General features: G+C 35.5%; 20 protein-coding genes. 8 read left to right on the plus strand and 12 right to left on the minus strand.

What is annotated here, in order from left to right; translation table 11 throughout:
- Positions 1–5: 5 nt before the first annotated feature.
- The 3 genes from AAC601_RS12880 to AAC601_RS12890 all read right to left on the minus strand — a co-directional run bounded on the left by AAC601_RS12880 (position 6) and on the right by AAC601_RS12890 (position 2539).
- Positions 6–383 carry a DUF1987 domain-containing protein gene (locus AAC601_RS12880; protein WP_340153494.1) on the minus strand — a complete coding sequence of 126 codons (378 nt, stop codon included), beginning with the start codon at positions 381–383 and terminating at the stop codon, positions 6–8.
- An 11-nt stretch (positions 384–394) separates the two neighbouring features.
- The gene (locus AAC601_RS12885) at positions 395–937 is read right to left on the minus strand and encodes a SiaB family protein kinase (RefSeq protein WP_340153495.1); all 543 of its coding nucleotides are present in this window, start codon (positions 935–937) and stop codon (positions 395–397) included.
- A gap of 99 nt (positions 938–1036) precedes the next feature.
- On the minus strand, positions 1037–2539 hold the full coding sequence (locus tag AAC601_RS12890) for a peptide MFS transporter (protein WP_303269409.1): 1503 nt from the start codon (positions 2537–2539) through the stop codon (positions 1037–1039).
- Between the two features lie 223 nt (positions 2540–2762).
- On the opposite strand from AAC601_RS12890, the gene pckA reads away from it, so the two are divergent.
- Both pckA and AAC601_RS12900 read left to right on the plus strand, forming a co-directional pair.
- Entirely contained in the window at positions 2763–4385 is a 1623-nt protein-coding gene (gene pckA, locus AAC601_RS12895; RefSeq protein WP_303269410.1) for a phosphoenolpyruvate carboxykinase (ATP), read from the plus strand.
- Between the two features lie 150 nt (positions 4386–4535).
- Positions 4536–5198, plus strand: coding sequence for a peptidoglycan DD-metalloendopeptidase family protein (locus AAC601_RS12900; protein WP_340153496.1), 663 nt, complete (start codon positions 4536–4538; stop codon positions 5196–5198).
- A 40-nt stretch (positions 5199–5238) separates the two neighbouring features.
- Here AAC601_RS12900 and AAC601_RS12905 read toward each other — a convergent pair whose 3' ends face one another.
- From AAC601_RS12905 to AAC601_RS12915, 3 genes are all read right to left on the minus strand, one after another.
- Positions 5239–6240 (minus strand): NADP-dependent oxidoreductase, encoded by a 1002-nt coding sequence (locus AAC601_RS12905; RefSeq protein ID WP_303269412.1) that lies wholly within the window; start codon positions 6238–6240, stop codon positions 5239–5241.
- 77 nt (positions 6241–6317) lie between these two features.
- Positions 6318–7712: an alpha/beta hydrolase gene (locus AAC601_RS12910; RefSeq protein WP_340153497.1), complete on the minus strand. Its 1395-nt coding sequence runs from the start codon at positions 7710–7712 to the stop codon at positions 6318–6320.
- A 152-nt stretch (positions 7713–7864) separates the two neighbouring features.
- The gene (locus AAC601_RS12915; RefSeq protein ID WP_340153498.1) at positions 7865–9151 is read right to left on the minus strand and encodes a nucleoside transporter C-terminal domain-containing protein; all 1287 of its coding nucleotides are present in this window, start codon (positions 9149–9151) and stop codon (positions 7865–7867) included.
- 212 nt (positions 9152–9363) lie between these two features.
- Between AAC601_RS12915 and AAC601_RS12920 the strand changes: the two genes are divergently transcribed.
- Complete coding sequence (locus AAC601_RS12920; RefSeq protein WP_340153499.1) at positions 9364–10059, plus strand: 16S rRNA (uracil(1498)-N(3))-methyltransferase; 696 nt, start codon at positions 9364–9366, stop codon at positions 10057–10059.
- On the opposite strand, the gene AAC601_RS12925 is transcribed toward AAC601_RS12920, so the two are convergent.
- Positions 10056–11246 (minus strand): pyridoxal phosphate-dependent aminotransferase family protein, encoded by a 1191-nt coding sequence (locus AAC601_RS12925; protein WP_303269416.1) that lies wholly within the window; start codon positions 11244–11246, stop codon positions 10056–10058. The genes AAC601_RS12920 and AAC601_RS12925 overlap by 4 nt on opposite strands.
- A 310-nt stretch (positions 11247–11556) precedes the next feature.
- Between AAC601_RS12925 and AAC601_RS12930 the strand changes: the two genes are divergently transcribed.
- Positions 11557–14016 (plus strand): zinc-dependent metalloprotease, encoded by a 2460-nt coding sequence (locus tag AAC601_RS12930; RefSeq protein WP_340153500.1) that lies wholly within the window; start codon positions 11557–11559, stop codon positions 14014–14016.
- Between the two features lie 63 nt (positions 14017–14079).
- Here the strand turns inward: AAC601_RS12930 and AAC601_RS12935 are convergent, their stop codons facing one another.
- Complete coding sequence (locus AAC601_RS12935) at positions 14080–14787, minus strand: hypothetical protein (protein ID WP_340153501.1); 708 nt, start codon at positions 14785–14787, stop codon at positions 14080–14082.
- Positions 14788–15110: 323 nt separating this feature from the next.
- On the opposite strand from AAC601_RS12935, the gene AAC601_RS12940 reads away from it, so the two are divergent.
- A complete protein-coding gene (locus tag AAC601_RS12940) occupies positions 15111–15740 on the plus strand; it encodes a phosphoribosylanthranilate isomerase (RefSeq protein WP_303269419.1) in 630 nt (209 codons plus the stop codon).
- Between the two features lie 160 nt (positions 15741–15900).
- On the opposite strand, the gene AAC601_RS12945 is transcribed toward AAC601_RS12940, so the two are convergent.
- Positions 15901–17631 (minus strand): DUF5018 domain-containing protein, encoded by a 1731-nt coding sequence (locus AAC601_RS12945; protein ID WP_340153502.1) that lies wholly within the window; start codon positions 17629–17631, stop codon positions 15901–15903.
- A gap of 446 nt (positions 17632–18077) precedes the next feature.
- Positions 18078–20063: an OmpA family protein gene (locus AAC601_RS12950; RefSeq protein ID WP_340153503.1), complete on the minus strand. Its 1986-nt coding sequence runs from the start codon at positions 20061–20063 to the stop codon at positions 18078–18080.
- A gap of 561 nt (positions 20064–20624) precedes the next feature.
- Between AAC601_RS12950 and AAC601_RS12955 the strand changes: the two genes are divergently transcribed.
- The 3 genes from AAC601_RS12955 (at position 20625) to AAC601_RS12965 (ending at position 23230) form a co-directional block, all read left to right on the plus strand.
- Positions 20625–21212, plus strand: a complete 588-nt coding sequence (locus tag AAC601_RS12955; RefSeq protein ID WP_340153504.1) for a hypothetical protein — start codon at positions 20625–20627, stop codon at positions 21210–21212.
- A 607-nt stretch (positions 21213–21819) separates the two neighbouring features.
- Entirely contained in the window at positions 21820–22620 is an 801-nt protein-coding gene (locus tag AAC601_RS12960) for a histidine kinase (protein WP_303269423.1), read from the plus strand.
- Positions 22613–23230 (plus strand): response regulator transcription factor, encoded by a 618-nt coding sequence (locus AAC601_RS12965; protein WP_303269424.1) that lies wholly within the window; start codon positions 22613–22615, stop codon positions 23228–23230. The genes AAC601_RS12960 and AAC601_RS12965 overlap by 8 nt, the downstream gene beginning before the upstream one ends.
- A gap of 35 nt (positions 23231–23265) precedes the next feature.
- Here the strand turns inward: AAC601_RS12965 and AAC601_RS12970 are convergent, their stop codons facing one another.
- Both AAC601_RS12970 and AAC601_RS12975 read right to left on the minus strand, forming a co-directional pair.
- Positions 23266–23730 (minus strand): DUF2452 domain-containing protein, encoded by a 465-nt coding sequence (locus tag AAC601_RS12970; RefSeq protein ID WP_303269425.1) that lies wholly within the window; start codon positions 23728–23730, stop codon positions 23266–23268.
- Positions 23731–23742: 12 nt separating this feature from the next.
- Positions 23743–23931 (minus strand): hypothetical protein, encoded by a 189-nt coding sequence (locus AAC601_RS12975; RefSeq protein ID WP_303269426.1) that lies wholly within the window; start codon positions 23929–23931, stop codon positions 23743–23745.
- Positions 23932–23984 lie beyond the last annotated feature (53 nt).

Consider the following 23984-nt stretch of genomic DNA (forward strand, 5'->3'; position numbering starts at 1 on the left):
AATTATTATTTAATCTCTACCATTTTAAATGGTACTTTAATAATCTGTTTAAAGTCCTCACCAGACTCTTCCATATCTTCATCTTCTTCTTCGTAGTACCAATCAATGGTAATGGATTTCCCATCTTCCTTGATTTTCTCCAGCTTACGGAATATTTCCACTAAACACTTTGAAGAACTTGTATTAAAGTATTCTAATTTGATTTCAAAAATAGTAGATTCGAGCGGATTTTGAACATATTTATCCAACCAATCGAGCAATGGCTTATAAAACTCGATAGAATTCTCTGGAATTGACCTACCGGATATTAAAAACGTCTCTGCATCCGGATTAAAATCAAGTTTAGGCGTCTTCGGTGTCGCCTCTAAGTAATAAGCATCCATATTGTTTTTTCTTAATGATTTATATTCACTTGCAAACTAAAATAGGCATAATCTTCATTAATGATCTTAAAACCATAATCCAATGGCTGACCTGATTTTCTTACCATATCCATTATCCCTAAGCCGGCCCTTCCTGTTTCAGAAAATACGCCTTCGTCTAATTTAATTCTGTACTTAGCTCTGAGTTCATCATTTGACAATTGATTTATTTCCTTAATACGCTTTTCAAGCTGCATGATATTACTTTGATTGATGTAATTACCAGAAATAATCTCGTAGGCGGTGGGATTTTTCACTACCATAATCATTATTTTCTGAAAGGGTTCTTCTGAATTTTTAAGCTCATATTGATTATGGTAAATGTTCTGAAGTACTTCCACTAAAATATTAAAAACCTTCTTTTTAACTCGCGAATTATACTCTACCATAGCCAGTTTATTTTCGGCCAAGGTCAAAAGATTATTAGTTAGGCTTTCTGTAATTATACCATGGTAAGCTAGCACTAACTCTTCGCTTTGTTTTAGATTTTTAAATTTGCTTAAAGTATCCAACATTTTCTCCAAATGGGAAATAACGACTTAAAAATTATCTTTTGTCAAATTACAATTATTTTTTGAATAAATATAATAATTATATGATTAGCCGAGAATTAATTAATGCACGTTCCCGGTAAGTTTCCTAATTAAAGGGGTTACAATCAGTGCCAGTACACCAGCTCCGATAATGAATATTGTTATAAATTGAAAAATATCTGGTAATAGCGAAGGATTGGCTTCAATTGCTTTCTCATCAAATTCACCGGCTACCAGTCCGGCAATTAGGTTCCCAAAAGCAACAGACATAAACCATGCTCCCATCATTTGACCCACTAATCTTTTAGGAGCTAATTTGGTAACAGCACTTAAGCCAACTGGACTTAAGAAAAGTTCACCAGTTGTATGCAATAAATAGGTTATTAGCAACCAAGTTGGTAAAACTGTATCAGACGAAACTACAAGAAGTGCAGCACCAATCATTACGGCAAATCCAAGACCTAAGAAAATTAGTCCGAAGGCAAATTTAAGTGGAATGCTAGGATTTAAATTCCTTTTAGCGAGCTGAATCCAAAGCCATCCAAAAACCGGTGATAGAATAATAATAAACATTGGATTAGCACTTTGTAACGCACTAGCTGGCATTAGCCAATCCCCTATCATTCTATCAGTATAGCGAGAAGCAAATAAGTTTAATGAAGATCCTGCCTGTTCAAATCCTGACCAAAAAATAGCAGAAAACACTAATAATATTGCAATAGCACCTATCTTCTTCTTTTCATCTTTATTCAATCCAGCGAATAAGAAAATTGCTACAAAAAATAGTATTAAGGTAGCTGCAACTACATAAGAAGCAACATTCGCGACACTTACAACATCTACATCTATATAACCTAGAGTTGTTAGTAAAACTAGAACAACAAGCCCTGCTAAAAATGCAAATATTCCCAATTTAACCTTTTTCCTAAAAGAAATTTGTTTTTCATTTGCAGGATCAAAACCCTCAGGTTTAAGTCCAATATTACCAAGGTATTTGGAAGAAGCTCTATATTGAATAACACCCAACAGCATACCAAAACCTGCTGCTGCAAAGCCATAATGCCAATTCACACTTTCGCCTAAATAACCAGTAATCAAAGGAGCAATGAAAGCACCTAGATTTATACCCATATAAAAAACAGAAAAACCGGCATCTCTTCTGGCCGGTTCATCGTCTTTGTACAGTCCTCCGACAATACTACTAATATTTGGTTTTAATAGGCCTGTGCCTATCACAATTAAAATCAAACCAATAAAAAAGAACTCAGTTGTAGGAATAGCCATTGCAAAATGCCCACAAGCTATTATAATTCCTCCATACCAGACTGCCTTTTGCAGGCCGAAAAAACGGTCAGCTAACCAGCCACCAGGCAAAGCCAATAAGTAAACAAACATGGTATATAAGCCGTAGATTGCGGTTGCGGATTTATCATCTAAACCTAGCCCCCCAGTCTCGATAGATGCTACCATAAAAAGGACCAATAAGGCACGCATTCCATAATAACTAAAGCGTTCCCAAAATTCAGTAAAGAACAAAGTTGCTAAACCTCTCGGATGGCCAAAAAAAGTTTTTTCGGAATTCATATTATCTATAAGTTTACTTTATCTTAAAAATCGAAATGCTAAATCTAATACGGGCTTTCCATTAAAACAAATAGAATATGAAAATCGGCCTTATTTTCGATAGAAAGTGTATTTTATACACTATCTAAACATTTGTAAATGATTTAAAAATTACTTTTTAAGCAAAGTAAATTCTTTAACTTTGCGAACCTAACCATGTTATACCTAGCAAAAACATACAAGAATGAAGGAATTTGGATTGAAATCCGCTAAATCCGGTTTAGAAGCACTGGGTTTAAAGAATGTAGCAGAGGCCTATTGGAACCTAAGCCCTGCCGAATTAACTGAGCACGCCCTAACCAATAAAGAAGGTGTATTGACAGATACGGGTGCTTTGATGTGTGATACCGGAAAATTTACTGGTCGTTCGCCAAAAGACAAGTTCATCGTAAAAGATGACAGAACGAAAGATACTGTGTGGTGGGGAGATATTAACATTCCATTTGATCCTGATAAATTTGATGCACTTCATGATAAAATGCTCAAATTCCTTGAGAATAAGAAAGTCTATGTAAGAGATGCATATGCTGGTGCTGATAAGACGTATAGATTAAATTTACGAGTGGTAAATACCCAAGCCTGGCACAACCTTTTTTGCTACAATATGTTCCTAAGGCCTGAAAAATATAAACTGGAATCATTCGAACCAACCTTCACTATTATTAATGCCCCCGAGTTTGAAGCTGATCCAGAAATAGACGGAACCCGCCAGAAAAACTTTGCTATCATTAATTTTAGCAAGAATATAATTCTAATTGGTGGAACTGGCTATGCCGGAGAAATGAAAAAGGGAATTTTCTCTGTTCTAAATTATACGCTTCCGACTGACCACAAAGTGCTTTCGATGCATTGTTCAGCAAATATGAGCGAGAAAGCAGATGGTGACACTGCCATTTTCTTCGGATTATCAGGTACTGGAAAAACCACTTTATCTGCAGATGAGAACAGAGGCTTAATTGGCGATGATGAGCATGGATGGACCGAGAATGGAGTTTTCAATTTTGAAGGTGGATGTTATGCCAAGACTATTGATTTAACAGAAGAAAAAGAACCACAAATCTACAGAGCCATCAAATTTGGGGCAATTGTAGAAAATACTCGATTTTTTCCAGGAACGAGAACTGTAGATTATGAGAATACAGAAGTGACTCAGAATACCAGAACGGCTTATCCTATTCATCATATTGATAACTCCGTTTCTCCGTCAATCGGAGGAATTCCTAAAAATATATTCTTCTTAACTTGTGATGCCTACGGAGTTTTACCTCCAATATCTAAGCTTTCTAAGGGCCAGGCTATGTACCACTTTATTTCTGGTTATACCGCAAAAGTAGCGGGTACTGAGGCGGGTGTTACAGAACCGCAAACCGTTTTCAGTGCTTGTTTTGGAGCGCCTTTTCTTCCGTTGCATCCTACTCAATATGCTGAAATGCTGGGTAAGAAAATGGATGAGCAGAAAGTTACCGTTTGGATGATCAATACGGGTTGGTCCGGTGGTCCATATGGTGTGGGTTCGAGAATGAAACTGAAGTATACTCGGGCTATGATCACTGCTGCTTTAAATGGCGGCTTAGATGAGGTGGGGTATAGAAACCACTCCATCTTTGGATGTGCTATTCCTGCTACATGTCCTGACGTTCCTTCAGAGGTATTAAGCCCTAGAGAAACGTGGAAAAATGATAAAGGCTATTATGAAATGGCCAACAAACTAGCAAATGAATTCAACGGGAATTTCAAGAAGTTTGAAGATTTTGCCAATGATGAGATTATGGCGGGAGCCCCAAAACCTAATTTATCGAAAGTATAAGATAGTTTTTTTCAGTTAAGTTAAATTTACTGCCGTGGGAATACCTTCTCATGGCAGTTTTTTTTTACGAAAAATCAAATTCTATAGGACTAAAGTTTTTGAATGTAAATCATTTGTTAAGTTTGTCGCTAAACGCAAATTCCACAATAAATGCAAATAGACCAAAATATACTATTTCCAGTAATGGGCGAATGGTTAAAGTCCAGCAACAGTACTTTATTAGATTTCTCCAATCAGAATACTGATTTACTTGAGCTTGATCTTCAGTCCACCCCAGCTTTTAATAAATATGTTTTTGGATTTTTAGAGAAAAAGGAGAAAAGGTACGGATACGGTGGCTATTTGGAAAACCGTATGATCTACCAAAGAAGCACTCATTTCCAACAAGGAGAGTCTAGATGCATGCATTTGGGTATAGACGTTTGGGCAGAGGCATTTCATCACCTATATGCACCTTTGGACTCAATAATTCATAGCTTTGCCGACAATAATAACTTTGGAGACTATGGACCCACCATTATCCTCCAGCATGAATTAAACGGTAAACATTTCTATACGCTTTATGGACACCTAAGTATGAAGAGCCTGAAAAACTTAAAGAAAGGTGATGAAATCAAAAAAGGACAAAAATTTAGTGAACTAGGTCCTTATCCTGAAAATGGAGATTGGCCACCACATTTGCATTTTCAATTGATAAGAGATATGGCAGATAAATCTGGAGACTTTCCAGGTGTTTGTGCGCCTTCCGAACTTGAAGAATTCAAAAAAGTATGTCCCGATCCTAATGTCTTTATTTTAAAAACTTCTTCATGATAGAAATTAAAAATTCCCGGCTCATTAGCGGGAATTTAATCTATTTCATATTCACTACGACCTTTCCTTTTGTGTGCCCTCTTTGAACATCTCGTAGGGCCGTTACTACTTTCAAAAAGGAGTATTCTTTATCAATTACAGCTGAAATGTAATTACTTTCGATCAACTCTTTAATATCGTTTAATTGAGCGCCATCCGCATGCATCATGATAAATTTATAAATGGCCTTTTTCTCTTTTGCCAGCTTGTCAATTTTATAGCGTTTAAGCTTTAGAGCAAAACGAATCAATCCGTTTAAACCCAAATTTTTGGCAGTTTCATCATCTGGATCTCCAGCAATACTAACTACTCTCCCACCAGTCTTGAGAATTTTGAATGCGTCTTTTGTATACTCCCCGCCTAAGGTATCATATACAATATCTACATCTTTAGCGATCTCAAGGTAATTTTCCTTTTTATAATCAATCACTCTATCGGCACCTAAATCTTTGACCCAATCAACATTTTTTGTGCTAGTGGTAGTGTACACATAAGCTCCTCTGGCTTTAGCATATTGTATGGCGAAAGTACCTACTCCACCTGAACCAGCATGAATCAGTACCTTTTCTCCCTCTTTCAGCTTTGCTTTTTCAAATGATTGTACTGTTGTTAAACCAACCAAAGGAATACTAGCTGCCTCTATATAGGAGAAATTTGATGGCTTTTGACAAACGGCCTGATGGTCTACGGCAATCATTTCCGCAAACGTCCCTGGAGCAGCCGTAGGTACTCTTGCAAAAACTTCATCTCCAAAATTGAAGTCCATTACTTTCTCCCCTTTATCTATAATTTTACCAGCAACATCAAACCCTATAGGAGCAGGAAAGGACAGTTTACTAATATTTTTCATTGCTCCTTCAATGATTTTATGATCTATGGGATTAATGCTCGCAGCATGTATCTCAATTAAAACCTGGTGATCATTAACCTTTGGCTTATCTATTTCTCTAAATTCAACGTTTTTTGCTATTTCACCATAGCCAGTAATCTGTAATGCTTTCATTTCGTCTGTCTATTTTTCTCTTCAACTAGACATTGAAAACGGACAGGAGTCAAAAGGTTGAGAATTTCTCTAGAAAGCTATTTCACTTGCTGTAAAATCCAATCACTAATCAATTCTAAAGCTTCGGGAGCAATAGTTTGTTCTATATTAGCATATTCACTAGGAGCTCCGGTTTCAGCTTCTTGGAAAAGATGATTCAATTTTTCGAGCTTCTTTACAGTATATTGAGAATTCCCTCCAGCTTTTAGTGCCTTTTCAATAGCCTCCAAATTCACTTTTGCTGGCACTTGCAAATCTTTCTCTCCAATTACCGCCAATACGGGACAATCTACCTTTTTTAAAGCTTCTGCAGGATCATACTTTAAGAAATACATCATCCAAGGGCTTGTCAGCTGGGCCAAAATCTGATCTACAAATATTTGTTCTGTCAATCCATTTGCTGTTGCTAACTCAGGATTCTTAGCCACTGACTCCTCCAGGTATTTTCGAAGATCCTGTTTGACTGTTTCATCATTGCTATTGTTTACTACTGCTGCATAAGCACCTCTATTAAAATCTCTTGCTTTCTTTAATTCTACCTCCTTCATTCCAGCTGCTCTACCAATCAATTCACTCTGTCTTACAAGCAGTTCATCGCCCCTAATTCCTGTGCCTGCCATCAAAACAATAAAATCTACATCCTCAGACTCTGCCGCCAACATTGGGGCGATAATACCACCTTCGCTGTGACCAATTAATCCGATGCTCCGTATTTGCATTTGAGACTTTAAATAGTCAACTGCTGCAGCCACATCGGTCTTAAAATCTGCAGAAGTAGCGGCACTAAAATCCCCTTCTGATTCAGCTGTACCCCTATCATCAAATCGTAATACAGCAATTCCTTGCCTCGTTAAATGATCAGATAATACTAAAAACGGTTTATGACCTAATAAAGCTTCATTTCTGTCTTGTGGACCACTCCCACTTATTAAAACCACTGCAGGAAAAATATCTCCTTCGGAAGGCATTGTGAAGGTTCCGGCTAACTTAATATCCGCAACACTGTTTTCAAAAATTATTTCTTGGCTCCTGTAAGGAAATGGTTCAATAGGATCCTGTGGCTTCTTTTTAATGGATTTTCGAATTTCATTTTGCGTTAGTACTAGTGATAACTCCGCTCCAGCTTGTTTAAAAGTACCTTCAATTTCTCCCTTTGAATTGAGAATCCCCTGATATTGAATGGAAGGCATACTCATTTTCATTTCCAATTGATTATCCTGAAAAGAAATTTTTTGAACTGCCAAGCCGAAAGCTCCTTGATCGGGGCTATCCATGGTGGCTGCTAAAGTGTCTTCTTGCCCCATAATATTGAATACAATAGTTAACTCTATTCCTTGGAGCTTGAGTAAACCTTGCCATTTACCTTCTATATTTTGAGCCCACAAAGCAGAAGAAAGAATAGTAAACAATGCAATAGACGATAGCTTTTTCATAAATCCTTTTTTTTAGCAATCAATTTATGAAATAATCAGGAAAATCTTATCTTTTCCTATATGACACTGCCTGCAAATCACTACAAACTTCCTAGTAGTGTTAATACAACTTGTAAAAGACTTTTTACTGTAGGAGTTGCAGTAATTGAAGTTTACTCAATCAAAGATCCTGCTATGGTAGCAGTCATCATACAAGCTAAAGTTGCAGCGAGTAGCGCTCTCATTCCCAATTTGGAAAGATTCCCCTGTTGGTTAGGTGCCATACCCCCAATTCCTCCAACTTGAATAGCAATGGAACTAAAATTGGAGAACCCACAGAGGGCATAAGTTGCTATTATGATCGATTTTTCACTTAATACATTCGCTGTTTTCATTTCTGCTAATCCCAAATAAGCCACAAATTCGTTAATCGCTGTTTTCTGTCCCAACAAACTACCAACAGCCAGAGTATCATTCCATTCTACGCCCATAGCAAAAGCAAAGAGTCGGAATGCTTGTCCTAAAATATATTCTAAACTAAAACTATCAAAGGTTCCATTAGTTGAACTAGCTACAAAAGCATTTAAACCCGTCCATTCTCCTATTAAATTTCCTAAGAAATAATTGATAGCGGCAATAACAGCAATAAAAGCCAATAACATTCCCCCAATATTTAAAGCCAATTTTAAACCCTCAGCTGCCCCGTTCGACAAAGCATCAATTAAATTCACACCTAATTTATCTTGGCTTACGTGTAAGGTATCATCAATTTCATCAGGATTGGTTTCAGGTATTAATATTTTTGAAATCACTATGGCTGCTGGAGCATTCATTATCGAGGCACTCAACAAATATGAAGCAAATCTTGCTTTCTCAACTGGATCATCACCTCCTAAAAATGCTACATATCCGGCCAGTACCCCACCTGCAATAGTGGCCATACCTCCTGTCATTAAACACATCAATTCGGAACGTGTCATATTGGGAACAAAAGGCCTGACCAGTAGAGGTGCTTCCGTCTGACCCAAGAAGATGTTACCCGCTGCAGATAAACTTTCGGCCCCTGATAAGCGCATGGTGCGGGACATTACCCAAGCAATGCCATAAACCAGTTTTTGTAAAACCCCTAGATAGTACAATCCTGCAGTAACAGTGGAGAAGAAAATCACGGTAGGAAGTACTTGAAAGGCAAATATGAATCCGAATGAGTCTCCAGCTAAATCACCAAAGAGAAAACGAGCACCATCACCAGAAAAGCTTAAAAACACTACGAAGGCCTCGGAAACCTTTTTGAAAATCAGTGCAACGAACTCAACTTGTGTAATAAGAAGACCAAAAATAATTTGTAGTAATAATCCAGTACCAACCAGTCTCCAATCAATCTTCTTTTTATTTACTGAGAAAAGCCAGGCAAAACCAACTAAAACCAATAATCCAATAAGGCCTCTTATATAATCCATAGAATATTTTAAATAGAGCCTCCTAAGCTACTACTAAAGAAAGTACTGAAATTTCCCTCTAATACGAATTAAGTAAAATACTTAAGTACCACTAAATTTTAAAATCCATATTTAAGCAGCGACAAAATTAAAGGAATGTATCTAATTAAAAAATCTATCATCTCTAGTTTATTAAATAATCTAAATAAATCAATTTTTCTTAGATTTGCTGAATGCATTTATTCTATCAATCTCAGCTGCCGAAAATAAAAACATTGGACCATGAGGAATCTAAACATTGCATCAAGGTTTTAAGGATGCAAAATGGTGATGAAATAAATCTTATTGATGGTAAAGGCGTTTTCTACAAAGCAAAAATCACTAATGCAAATCATAAACAGTGTGAATTTGAAGTACTAGAAACCACACAGGAAGAACCTAACTCCTTTCATAGGCATTTGGCCATTGCACCAACGAAAAATATAGATAGAATGGAGTGGTTAGTGGAAAAAGCAACAGAACTAGGCATTGATGAAATAAGCTTTTTTCAAAGCTTTCATTCTGAAAGGAAGATTATAAAAATTGACCGACTTGAAAAGAAAGTGATTAGCGCAATGAAACAGTCACTAAAAGCTAAAAAACCAATCTTGAATGAATTAAAGTCTTACAATTTCATTCTTGAGAATACCAGGGCTGTGAAGAAATTCATTGCCTATGTTGACTTTGAAAATGAAGCACATCTAAAAAATGAGTTAGACACATTTCAAGACACCTTAGTTTTAATTGGGCCCGAGGGGGACTTTACTCCGGAAGAAGTTAAAATGGCAATTGACAAAGGCTTCAAGAAAGTCAGTTTAGGAAAAAGCCGATTGAGAACCGAAACAGCCGCATTAGTAAGCGTTCACTTAATGAATATTAGCGGTGATTAAATTAATCCTGCTTTGATCCCTACCTTTTTAAACGTATCTACTATGTATTCGAGATGTTCTTCTGTATGAGATGCCATATAACTAGTTCTTAGCATTTGCATTCCCGGAGGAGTAGTTGGAGCTACAAAAGCATTTACAAAAACCCCTTCATCATACAGCATTTTCCATACTTTAAACGTTTTCTCATCATCGCCAACAATTACTGGAACAATTGCGGTTTTCCCATCTAAGATAGTAAAGCCTAAATCTCTTAACCCTTTCCTTACTTTATCTGCATTTGAGCATACCTTTGCAGGTAGATCAGGATTCTGTTGTAATACCTTCAAAGCTGCAATTGCTGCAGCCACCGAAGCTGGCGTTGGAGAAGCGCTATAAATTAGGGCTGGACTTTTATGCTTTAGATAGTTAATTACAGTTTCGTCTCCTGCCACAAATCCACCCACAGAGGCCAATGACTTACTAAATGTGCACATCACCAAATCCACCTTATCTTGAACTCCAAAATAATGTCCTGTACCTCTACCGCCAGAACCAATTACCCCAAAGGAATGAGCATCATCTACCAGTACTTTTGCATTATACTCTTTTGCTATTGCTGTGATTTTATCTAAATATGCTATTCCTCCATCAGTGCTAAATACACCATCGGTCACTATTAATTTACCAACATTTTTAGATATGTTTGAGAGCCTTTTTTCTAAGTCTTCGATGTTGTTATGCTTATATCTTACAATTGTAACATTTTTGCTTGCTGCTAACATATTTCCCGCAACAATACTAGCATGATTATCTTTGTCTGAAATTATATAATCTCCCTTCTCAACCAAAGGCGCAATAACTCCTTGACTAGTTTGAAAGCCAGTAGTAAATAACATTGCACTTTCCTTGCCCATAAAATCTGCAATTTCCTTTTCCAATTCATTATGTAGATCAATTGTTCCAGTTAGAAATCGAGAGCCTGAACAGCTAGTACCATATTGCTCTACAGCTTCTATAGCTGCATTTTTTACATCAGGATGATTGGTTAAATCTAAATAGTTATTAGACCCAGCCATGATTACAGATTTACCTTCCATGGTTACGATTGGACCTTCACTACCGGAAATAGGTCTAAAATATGGGTAAACTCCTTGTTTCTTTAAGATTTGTGGTTTAACAAAAGCGTTACATTTTTCGAAAAGATCCATTAATACTATTTTATGAAAATTGAACTTAAAAAGTGGATAAAATACAAACCGCAATTAGAATATTTGATTTTGGCGCTTCAAAGCATAGGCTAAATAACTTCTTAAGATTGAACTTGTTCATTTGATATTCTGACAACGGGCCGAAACAAGATTTTCGATTTATTGTTTCTATCCCACAGAATTGCAGCATTTTATTGATCTATTTACAGATAAAAGTAAGAAGCTATCAAATGCTACTAACCAATTAAATAAAATGATTTTAATCCAAACTTATAATTTATCACCTTAGTAACCTAAATATCTAAAACTTATGATGAAAAAAGCAATAATCACTATTACACTAAGTATTTTCCTTTTTCATGCTGATGTAGAAGCCCAGCTATTTGGTAAAAAGAAAAAGCAAGAAGAAAAAAGTAAAACAGAAAAGCCAAAAGGCGATTTCAAGAATTACACAGACATTATTAAAGGTGATGTCAAGTCAGATGATGGCTTATTTATGACGCATGAAATTGATGGAAAGCTTTACTACGAAATCCCATTTGATAATCTGGAAAAGGATTTACTTTTAGTCAGTCGAATAGTAAAACTGCCCGATAATTTTGGTGGTGGATATATCAATGCAGGATCTAAAGTAAATGAGCAGGTTGTCCGCTGGTATAAAAGAGATAAAAGCATTGACTTGAAAGTTATAAGTTTTCAAAATGAAAGCGATGAAGAATCTCCTATTTACAAATCAGTTGAAGCCAATAATTTCTTTCCGATTTTGTACAGCAGTAAAATAGAAGCCTTAAATCCTGATTCAACCGCTTATTTGGTAGATGTCACTAGCCTTTTCACTGATGAGGTTAGCGCAATTAATGCCATGCCGGATAGACTTAGAAAATCTTATCAAGTAAAAAGACTGGATAAAAGTCGTTCATATATTGCCTCAGCAAAATCATTTCCAGAAAATATTGAAGTACAGCATTTAATGACGTATGACGCAGGCGATCCTCCAGGTAGGGATCAAGCCGGTACGATAAGCATGCTATTGAATCAATCTATGATATTGCTGCCTGAAGATAAAATGCAACCAAGACTAGCAGATGATCGGGTAGGCTGGTTTACTATCCAAAAATATGACTATAATTCCGATAAGCTGAAATCTGATGACTACGAATTGATCAGAAGATGGAGATTAGTACCAAAAGACATTGAGGCCTATAAAAGAGGAGAATTAGTAGAGCCTGTAAAACCAATTGTGTATTATTTGGATCCTGCCACTCCTGAAAAATGGAGACCTTATTTCATTCAGGGTATTGAAGATTGGAACGTTGCCTTTGAAGCAGCTGGATTTAAAAATGCGATTATAGCAAAAGAGGCTCCCTCGAAAGAAGAAGATCCAGAATTCAGTCCGGAAGATATACGCTATTCTGTAGTGAGATATGTTGCAACCACTACTAGAAACGCGGTCGGACCTTCTGTATCAGATCCACGGACAGGTGAAATCATTGAAAGTGATATCATTTGGTATCATAATCATTTACGGTCATACAGAAATCGATACATGATTGAAGCCGGTGCTCAAAAGGAATCTGCAAGAACCTTGGAAACTCCAGAAGCCGAAATTGGCGAGATGATGCGAATGGTGATTGCTCACGAGGTGGGACATGCTTTGGGATTACCTCATAATATGAAAGCAAGTTCAGCCTACCCTACCGACTCATTGAGATCTGCCACCTTTACTCAGGAATATGGCCTTACTCCTTCTATCATGGACTATGCTAGAGTGAATTACGTGGCACAGCCGGAAGACCAAGGTGTGCGCTATATCAGAATGATGGGACCATATGATAAGTATTCTGTAAACTGGGGATATAGATATATTCCTGCAGCCAATAGCAAAGAAGATGAAAAACCTATTCTAGATGAATGGATCCTAGATAAGGCTGGTAACCCTTGGTATGAATTCGGAAGTGGTTACGGAGTTGCCGACCCAAGAGCAAACAGGGAAAGCTTAGGAGCCGACCATGTAAAAGCAAGTGAATACGGCCTGGCTAATTTGAAAAAAGTGGTACCTAATTTGGTGGCTTGGACCTCTGAAGATGGTAAAGATTACAGTGAATTAGCAGAAGTATATAGAGAATTAGGCTATATGTGGAGCGGATATATTCGACATGTCACTGCCAACGTGGGGGGTGTATACGAAACTCGAAAAACTTCTAATCAAGAAGGCGTAGTATATCAGCATGTTCCTAAAAGCATTCAAAAACAAGCAGTACAATTCTTAAATGACCACGCCTTTACCAATCACGATTGGCTGTTGAATCGCGAAGTATTAAATAGAATCGAGGACGATGGCGCAGTTGAAAGAGTAAAATCTCTACAAAGTAGAAGTTTAGCGAGTTTGTTGGATGAAGACCGATTGATCAGAATGGTAGAAAATGAAAGTTTTAATGGTTCGGAGGCCTATAGCATCCTGAACATGTTAGACGACCTAAGAACTGGAATTTTCTCAGAACTTTATAAAAGTCAAGCAGTAGATGCATACAGGAGAAACTTGCAACGAGCCTATGTGGAGTTAGCTTCTTCAAAAATTGCAGAATTGGAAGCTGAGGAAAAGAGAAACGATGATGTGATTATTTCGGATATAATTCCAGTAATGAGAGCTGAACTGGAGCAGTTGCAAGCAGATATCAGTAGCAGAAGATATAGGACTTCAGATAAAATGAGCAGAATTCATTGGAATGACTTATTAGCTAGAATTAATAAATCACTGGAAAACCAATAAAAAATAAATTAAAAAGCCCGCTGAAAAGTATTTCAACGGGCTTTTTGTTTAAATAAGACCAGACTATTCACATTCTGTGTCATTCACGAAAACATGCAGTGCCATTTCGTCCCACTCTTTATCTGATTTCTCTAAACTATTCAGTTTTTCACAATCAGAAAACAACATATCAAAATCTTCTTTTTTATATTTTCCTTTTTCTACCATGTATGTCTTGCCATCTATTGCAACAACATATTTTTTGGCATTTCCTCCTACTACAGTCATGCCCCCTATCCCAGCTGAAGCAGTTTTTTTTCCCGGATAATCGTACACCTTAATTTTGTTATCAAAACCGGGATTCAACAATTGAGATAGCATAAATTTATCCTTCTTCCCTGGCCATTTTACTGTATGATAGTAAATATATTCACGATCTACAGCTTCATCAAAATCAGCTGTTGCCATTTTTTGTAAACTGGAAGTTTGCTCAGCATAGGTAGCTAATTTACCCCATCCGTCCATTTTGATTCTTAAAGACTTAACTTCTTCCGCTTTAAACCTAGTTACATCACCTGTTTCTGCATCTTTTATTCTGAAGCTTTTAAGACCTTTACCGCTAAAAAATGCCGTACGAATATCCCCCTCTATCATCTTCCCATCTGTGGTTTCTACCATAGCATCCCCAGTTAAAGTACTGACAGGAGTTAGAAACTGTTGAGCTTGTGTCGTACTAATAGCAAAGCTTAAGACCATTGCACAAATTAAAAGTTTTAGTCCTCTGGTTTTCATAGTTTTAGATTTTGTTAAACATATTGAAAGTTATATAATTAATATGCTTTTACCAATATTATATTTACTTTTTTTAATTTTAAAATCTACAAATATATCCGGAAAATGTATAAAAATGGCACTCTAAACTACGGTCAGATGACTTTATTACTAATGCCCTTAGCAGCATTAAAATAAAATGATTTCAACTTAAGATTTCATGTTGAAGAAAGCAATATTAAATAAAGCCTCATGCTAAACACAATTCTTTTTACCGCTCTAAACTTAGCTTTCGCCTTTCAAACAAGCTTAATTTTACTTTAATTTGCATCAAAGTTTTAAAGATGGCATTAAAAACATTCGTTAAAATATCTGAAGTCAATAATTTGAGTGACGCGCGTTACTGTGCAGGAATGACTGTTAATCTGATGGGGTTCAACCTCAACAAGGACAGTGATTACTTTGTCTCTCCTGAGAATTTTATGGAGCTTACAGGCTGGGTATCGGGACTTGAATTTGTAGGTGAATTCGGGCATTCTACGGAAGAAGCCATCAAGTCTATTATTGATGAATATGAAATTCATTATTTGCAAACAGATAATCCAGCCATTCTCCCCCTATTCCCAGACCGAAAGAAAATATTGAGATTCGATATGGACAAAATTTCGGATGCAGCAGAAGTAAAGCAAACAATGGAACAAACCGCCAATCAGGTTGAATTTTTCCTTTTCGAATCTGATAACGGTATTGTTTATAAAGACAATGTATTGGATCAAGTATTAGATTTAGCAAAAAGTTTCAGAGTTGTTCTTGGCTTTAATATCACTGACGCTAATGTCATGAATTATGTCAATAATACTTCAATCACTGGAATATCTTTGAAAGGTGGTGATGAAATCCGACCTGGATACAAAGATTTTGATGAATTAGCTGATATCTTAGAAACACTAGAGATAGATGATACATTAGAATAGCCTCCTTATTGAGCAAAAAAAAGATCTAATGCCTGCGCCAAATGCAAGGGAGCAGAGGAACGCATCTTGATGCTTATATCTCTCGTGATCAACGGAAGGGCCTGAAATTATAGTCAAAAAAAAGAGCCCTTTCGGGGCTCTCTTAAAAACATTTGAGATTTTAATCCTCGATTACAATATTGTAAAAATGATTGCTAAAAGATGTACTGAAATCATCATTATATCTCTGTACATAGATTGTATAAGTTTCAACAGGAAGATCATTAGGTATTACTAACTCAACCAAAGAATCTGAGATTCGATCTGCTGTTTTCGTTTTTGTGGAAGTCCAGCCGTCCATAAAACCAATTATTACTGAACCAGATCCTGCTCCAAAGTTCTTACCATTAATAACTAATTTTTGTCCTTTCTTCACAATTAGGCTTTCCACTCCGGCAATTATTGGATCAGTAGTAGTATTTGCCTCTACATTAATGGTATTAGTGGCTGATACTTCTGCCCCATTAGTTTCTACAGCAATAGTGTAATCACCAGTTTCAAGTAATGGAGGAAGTACTGCATATATCCTACTACTGTTCTCTTCTTTGATATAGGCCTCATTTTTCACATTGTCTTTGATAAAAGAGACTTTGTTTTCTCCATCGATGAAGTTTATGCCATTGATTCTAACTATTATATTATCATCGGAATTAGAAGTAGTAAAATCAGAAATAGAAGGTGGCGGTGGCAAAATATCTACTTCACCCAAAACGAATTCCTCGTTTCTAATATAGACTTCCAAAGAATAAGTACCTACCTCAAAACTGACATTATTCGGTACAGTAAATGAGAAGCTTGTCTCACTCTCTGTCTCTAGGGATGGGCTTGAACTGAAGCCTTCACGGACAAATGTTACACTAATGTCGCTAAAATTCTGCCCCGAAATGGTAATTAGTTCTCCTTTACGAAAAGTTGAAGAGCTTAAATCATCGAAGACCGGATCCGGTGCTTCTTCTAATTCAACCGTAACTTCGTAAACTTGAGTACTTCCATCTTCGGCTGTAACTGTATAATCCACCGAACCGAAAGAGAAATCTTGTGCAGAATTATTCTCAGGCGAAACTGTTGCTCCTTCTGAAATTTCTATAGTCGGTACTAAAGCCGTTAAATCGCTGGTATTCCAGGGAAGCGTAAGCGAAACAGTTTTCGAATCTTCATCGATAGTTCCATTTACTACAGGTGTAAATTCCTCTAAGTCAAAACTTACCATTGCATTTCCAGTGCGTAGTTCGTATCTGATTGAAACCGTATAATTCACTTCAGTGCCATCTTCAGCCACTACAGTGTAAATTACATCTTCTGAAAAGTCCACTTCCGTTTCAGAAGCTGGAGTTACGCTTGCTAAATCTGAAATAATGATAGTAGGCTTTAATTTAGTGATATCATAATCTCTTGAAATAACAGCCGTGATCATCTTGTTTTCTTCATCGATACTAGCTGCTAATTCAGTTTCAAATCCTTTGAACACAAAAGTTTCTATTTTTGCATTGGTGTTCTTTAGTACATTTACTGTAACGGTGTATTCAACTGATGTGCCATTCTCAGCTGTTACAGTATAAATAACAGGATTCGTAAAATCTTGTGATGTCCCTGATGCAGGTGATACAGTTGCATTCTCTGAAACAGAAATACTTGGACTTAATGTAGTAAGATCAGTACCACTCGGCACATCTATTTCGATTTTAAGGTTTTCTACATCAATACTTCCAGTCACTTCCGGACTAATTGATGAAATACTAAATTCTGTAATTTTGTTTAATGGACTTTTGGCTTCTTCATCTTCTGTACATTGGATAAATAAAAAAGCAATGGCAGAGAATAACCAAATTCTCCTTAATAGGGATTTTGTCATAATTATATAATCTTATAGTTTAATAAATAATGCGCAAATGTAATACAGCATTTAAAATTCTAAGAAGATATCTCATAATTATTCCACCTAAACCGAAATGTTTATAATAAACTGAGAAAAGTTAAAAACAGATCAAAATAGCTTGAAAGCAGCATATCTCCAATTAAATGAATTGATTGTCAGCTTAATAGGTTTGAAACTGTTTTGTCATGAACTAACTTTGCATAAAAACCAGTAATTGAATTCCTATACCCATAATGTACAATCCATAACATAATGTGAACTAAAAGAAAATACCAAGATAAAGTCAATTACAAGTCCCAGATTTCAAAATATGCAAATTGCAATAATCGAATCAGGATAAACTAAAAGACTTGAAAATATTGGTCTTGAATTTATAGTTGAATCAACAATTTACTTAAAAAATAGTACTTCTTTATTACTAATTAGTACTCAGTGACGCTTTGAGTTGATGAATATTGATTAAAAATTACTTCAACTCTCCTATTTAATTTTCTTTGCTCAGGATCACCGTTATCTGCAATAGGGTTTGATTCTCCTTTAGCTATAATTTTGATATCACGGTCATTACATCCCTCTTTCAGCAACCATTTTTTAACATTTATAGCCCTTTTTTTAGCCAAATACTGGTTATAAGCCGAATCACCAATGTTACAGGTATAGCCAACTAATTCAATGGTGCCGATGTTTCGTCCACTAAGTCTATCTCTAAGCTTTGTTAGCACTTCTTGATTAGCTGAAACCTGGTCCTCATCAAAACCAAAAACTATTTTATATTGATCTTGCTGCGCTTTTCTGACCCTTACCTCTAGTATATTTTTCGTATTATTCAAACCAGAATTGCTTATCATAGGAGACGAGCTTTCAGAGACCCATTTCAAATTATTTATCTTAAATTCGATTCGACTATTGATATCAAATTGAGCATTGACATGTTTTTTATAATCATCATTACTAAGTTCAGAGCTCCCTTTAGGCGTCAAAACAAATTGGTCTGGATGAAATCCTTCGTCAACATAAAATTCCTTAATTTTAGCCAATCTTTCCTTTGACAGGGTAAAGTTTTTTAGACTGTCGTCAAAATCGTGTGCATGACCTACTAATTCTAGTTGAAGACTATCATAACGCTTAAATACTTCCAACAATCTGACCAATTCAAAATAACTAGCAGGAAAGAACTCAGCAGTATTTTTTAAGAATTGAATGTTATGACTTGTCGTCCTAGCTCCTTCCCTTATGGGAATGGTATGAATGTCAGCAGTTTCTTCCAAATACTCCTTTTGATCCGTTAAATCAATATAATGACTTTCGCTTATGTGTCCACTCTTATTTACATAAAAGAAATAAGATCCGCCAGAACGTAAAATGGCATTAAAATGAGTCGCTTCATATTCGATATTAACTTCTGATTCACTAGCATTAGTGGTTAAGAAATTAACGTGATAGTCTAAGTTGTCATCATCTTCCTGATCAGCTAAGAACTCACCCTTTAATAAAACAACAGGATCAGGTCTAAATTGATAAGGAATTGTAATTGAAAAAATATCACGACTTCCATTCCTGCCACCATTGGAACTTACATAGTAACCAATTGAACCATTAGCAGGAATTGTATAATAGGCCTCAAATTCTTTTGTATTAACGTCAGGACCTAAATTCTGAGGTTTAGACCAATTGGTCCAAGTAGAATCAAGACGTCTAGTGTAAAATATGTCTGCACTACCATAATTTTCATGACCCATGGAGGCAAAAAATAAAGTCTTGTTATCCACTGCAAGAAAAGGAGAGAACTCTGGATGCTTAGTGTTGATCTGATCACCTAAATTAATAGGAGTTTTCCAGATACCATCTGCACCCTTTTGGCTTACATATAGATCCTGATCACCAAAGCTATCGTCACGTTCTACAGCAATTAACAGTTCTTGTCCATTACTGCTAAAGAAATAATCAATGTATTCACTGTGATTGTGAAAATCATCGATCGGGACTACTTCTGGGGAACTCCATTCCCCATTTACAGAATGACTAATAGATACACCCTCTTTTGAATTCTCACTATTATAAGCGTTCAACAAAAATAGACTTTCCCCTGTCGGAGAAATAGAAACTACTCCATTAGAACCCTCGTTGTTTAAAGGAAAACCAGCATTAAATGCTTTTTCCCAACCCCCATCGCCATATATACTAACATAAATATCCTGATCATCAAGGATCCCATTCACATTACCTGGTGCATTTTGTCGAGCAAAATACAGGGTCTTTCCATCAACAGAAATCATTGGTTTCGTTTCTGTATACTTACTGTTAATTGAATCAGAAAGATTATTTTTGATAATCTCCTGTCCAGCAGAGGGGAAATAAAAAAGGAATATCAGAGTGGTTGAAACGGTCCATAATATTAAGCTTTTCATCTCTTGATATTAAAGTTGATAAAAATAAAGCATGTCATTAAACCATAACATTAAGCAAATATATATAAATTATTGATAAACAGGTAATAATGATAACAAATTATCTATTTTTGATATAAAATCGAGATAAATCACATAAAAATACCTCTATTTAAAGACTAATTAATACAAATCTAACTTGAAAAAATATACCTAAGAGAAATATATAAAACACAGAAATTCAGTATCAAAAGCTACGCTAATTACATGGTTTACAGACGCCCTTGTGGAGAATTCATTTCGTACTCGTAGTCTAAATAATGTAAAACTGTAATTAAATTTCAGGATGATATAGCTTGGATTGGGCATCCTCGTTACAAACGAGGCCGAGCTGGCCTTACAAACCAATGCTCAGTAAAAACTGTGTCATAGCATAATTACTTTGAGGGAGCAATTTAAGCTGCTAAGATAATTAAATCGAAAAGCTCCAATGAACAGAATACCCAAAGTTAGGTATTGTTAACTGATACAAAAGCAGATAATTTGCGATTATTAGTTATATTCCAAAAAAAACAAATTGACATGAATTACAAAAGCACTACAATCGTATTATTTTTAGCTTTAGTAGCTATGGTCATTTTTCATTTCTATTTTGAAGATAATGAAATTAAGCAAACGGAAAGTATGGAGAAAGCACCAAAACAAATGGAAGAGAAAGCAACTTCTGCTAATAACAAAGCAATTAAGGAGTATTTCTCTAAAATGCTCGCCAATGGAGTTGATTCGACTACAGGAAAATTCATTTCACAATCAAAAGCGAAAGCCAAACTGGATACTATGCTAGCTTACAGGAGAAATAATCCAGGAAAACCAGGTATTCAAAACGCTTACGGCTACATATTCGGACTTGAGAAAATGAGAGGATTAATCCAAAGAATTGATGATATCAACAAGGAACAAGATTCAGTGCAATTAACTGGTATCAGAGTTTACAGAACCATCTCAGAAGTGAAAGAACAAAAGTACTTTGATGTATTCATGATTGCTGTTACTAAAGATAATAAAGACTACCCAAACCTAAATAATCCGGATTTGCCAAAATTAAGAATATCTGAGGATAGAGATCCAATTTTAAATTATTCAAACCCCTGCCCAACAGAGTGTAATTAAATATGGAAATATTTTACAAAATTCAATCTAATCTTTCTATCTATTCACCTATACTTTTTATAGTATTTCTATTTTTTAGGCGTAAAGACCACTTTTTAAGAACAGATAAAATTTTAATACTTATAGTTTTTTCTTCCTTCTTAACTGACCTATTCTCTACGTATTTTGTTGACCGGAATTATGTCTATTTATTTATCTATTCAATATTAGATACTGTGCTTTTGCTTTTACTATTTAATAGTCTTTTAAGTAAGAGCAATAAACTCATTATCCTTTTACTCACTGTTTTCTTTTCAACACTAGCTATTGAATTCTTATACAAAGATCCTATTTATGAATTCTTTAGTTTCACACTTACTGTAAAGTGCTTGATTTTCATTATTTTATCTCTTTTGTATTTTTACCAAATCTATACGAAGGAAGAAGATATCTTTAGAAGTAAAGCACCTGAGTTTTGGTATAATGTAGGGATTCTGATTTATTTTTCATTAGCTTTTTTCCCATTCTTTCTATCAACAGAGATAATGTCTGGTCTATTTGACTACTCTTTATGGTTTGTGCATAACATAGGTAATGTTTCAAAGAATATAATTTTTGCGCTTGGATTATGGATGGTTCAAAAGAGATAATTTTCTTGACATTGGCAATTGGAGCCTCCGGCATGCTTACCTTGGCAGTAGGAATCATTCTCTTTGTATTCTTCTATCAAAGGAAGTTATTAAAGCGTAAAATAGCCTATCAAAAAGTAGAAGATTTACTAAATGAGCAGGAGTTGAAAAATGCATATTCACTTTTGGAGGGACAGGAAAAAGAACGTCAAAGAATTTCTAAGGAGCTGCATGATAATTTAGGAAGCTTGCTGGTAACGGCTAATTTATCAATTGATGCTTTGCCAAAGGAACAGCTGGATACTAATACTCGCGAAAAAATTGGTAAAATTGATTCTTTGATTCAAAAAGCTGCAAATGAAACCCGAAAGATTTCACATAGCTTAGATTCCGGACTTCTTAAACATTTCGGATTGAAAGCCTCACTAATCGATTTGGCTGCAACTCTTGATGAGCTAACGCATTTAAAAACACATTTTGACATCCAATTAAAAGGCACATTTTCAAATGAAATCAATACAGAACTTTATAGAATAATTCAAGAATTAATTAACAACACCTTGAAACATGCCCAGGCCAAGAATATTCGCTTAGAAGTGTTAGAGTTGAAGGACAAATATATTAATATCATATATGAAGACGATGGCCTTGGTTTTGACTTAAATGAAAGTGGAAAAGTAAAGGGCATTGGTCTACAAAATATTGACAACAGAGTTAGCAAATTATATGGTAAAATAACCCTCGATTCAGCTCGAGAAAAAGGAATTACTGTAATTATAGAAATACCGGTCAATGAATAAAATTAAAATCATATTGGCGGATGACCATCAAATGATCCTTGATGGTTTGTCTGAAGTTTTAAGAAAGCATCAAGATTTAGAATTAATTGGTCAGTTTCCAAATGGCAAGGAAGTGATTGAATTTGTTAAATCAAACAAAGTGGATGTGGCCATAATGGATATTAATATGCCTGAATTGGATGGAATCAGTTGTGCAAAACTACTAAAGCAAGACTTTCCTGAAATCAAGATCATTATGTTGACGATGTATGCTCAAAAATCTTTTATAGATGAAATCATTAAATTAGGAATTGAAGGTTGTTTACTGAAAAATAATTCGGGAAAGGAATTACATGACGCCATATTGAGAGTCCAGAGTGGCAAATACTATTATGATAAAATTAAAGATTTCACTGATCCTACCGAAGAAATCGCATCCTATAAATTGGGAGAAAGAGAAATAGAAATTATTAAATTATTGGCAGAGGGTTTGGGAACAAATGAAATTGCCACAAAACTGTATATTTCTACACACACGGTTAGTACCCATAGAAAGAATATTTTACATAAAACAGGAGTTAACAATACCACTCAATTGGTTCAATTTGCATACGAAAACCATCTAATTTAAGCTTTAACTAGCATGCATTCGAATAAATCCACAGCTTAAGGGGCCTTATCTAATATTTCCCAAGTGTGATCAGCTAATAATTTAACTGTGGCCAAGTAACTCATTTGAGTATTGCTCCTTCCCCACTCGTTAGGCGCAACTAAAGACAAGATATCCTTTTTGTCTGGACCTTCATACATATAGTAAACATGATTGATCAGTGGCTCAAAATTAATTTTGGCTAGATAAATCCTTTCTGATATTTCCACTCGACTTTGTAGATCATTAGCTTGTTTGGCCAATAATTGCATCTGTTCGTACAGTTGACTCATTTGTCTGTCAGTCTGTTCATGCATAGCTGAAACGGCACGTCCTTTTATTTTCCCTCTGTCAGTGGGTTTAATGATCGCACTACCTGAATGATGAGGGAAGTCTAATGTACCCGGTTTATCGGTGGTACCTTCCTTCATCTTCTCTAAATCAATTTTATCTACATCTATTTTTTTCCCTGACTCGCTCATTTCACTATCCTATTATCTTCTGATTTCAATTTCCATTGGATTTTGTTGCTCAACACTATCTTTAACGGATTTGTTTTTTTCAGTTTCAGCACCAGGTCTTCCTTTAGGAAATTTAGTCTTTGTAGACATGTCATAAACCACATAAAAGACAATCAACATAAAGATAACGGCAACTAAAAGAAATACTCTAGACTTTTTCATTTTGCATACAATTCATTTTTACTATATCAAATTAAAAGAAATCAAGTTAGCAC

It is taken from the genome of uncultured Marivirga sp. (assembly GCF_963974845.1).
In the GTDB taxonomy this organism is placed as follows: Bacteria; Bacteroidota; Bacteroidia; order Cytophagales; family Cyclobacteriaceae; genus Marivirga; species Marivirga harenae.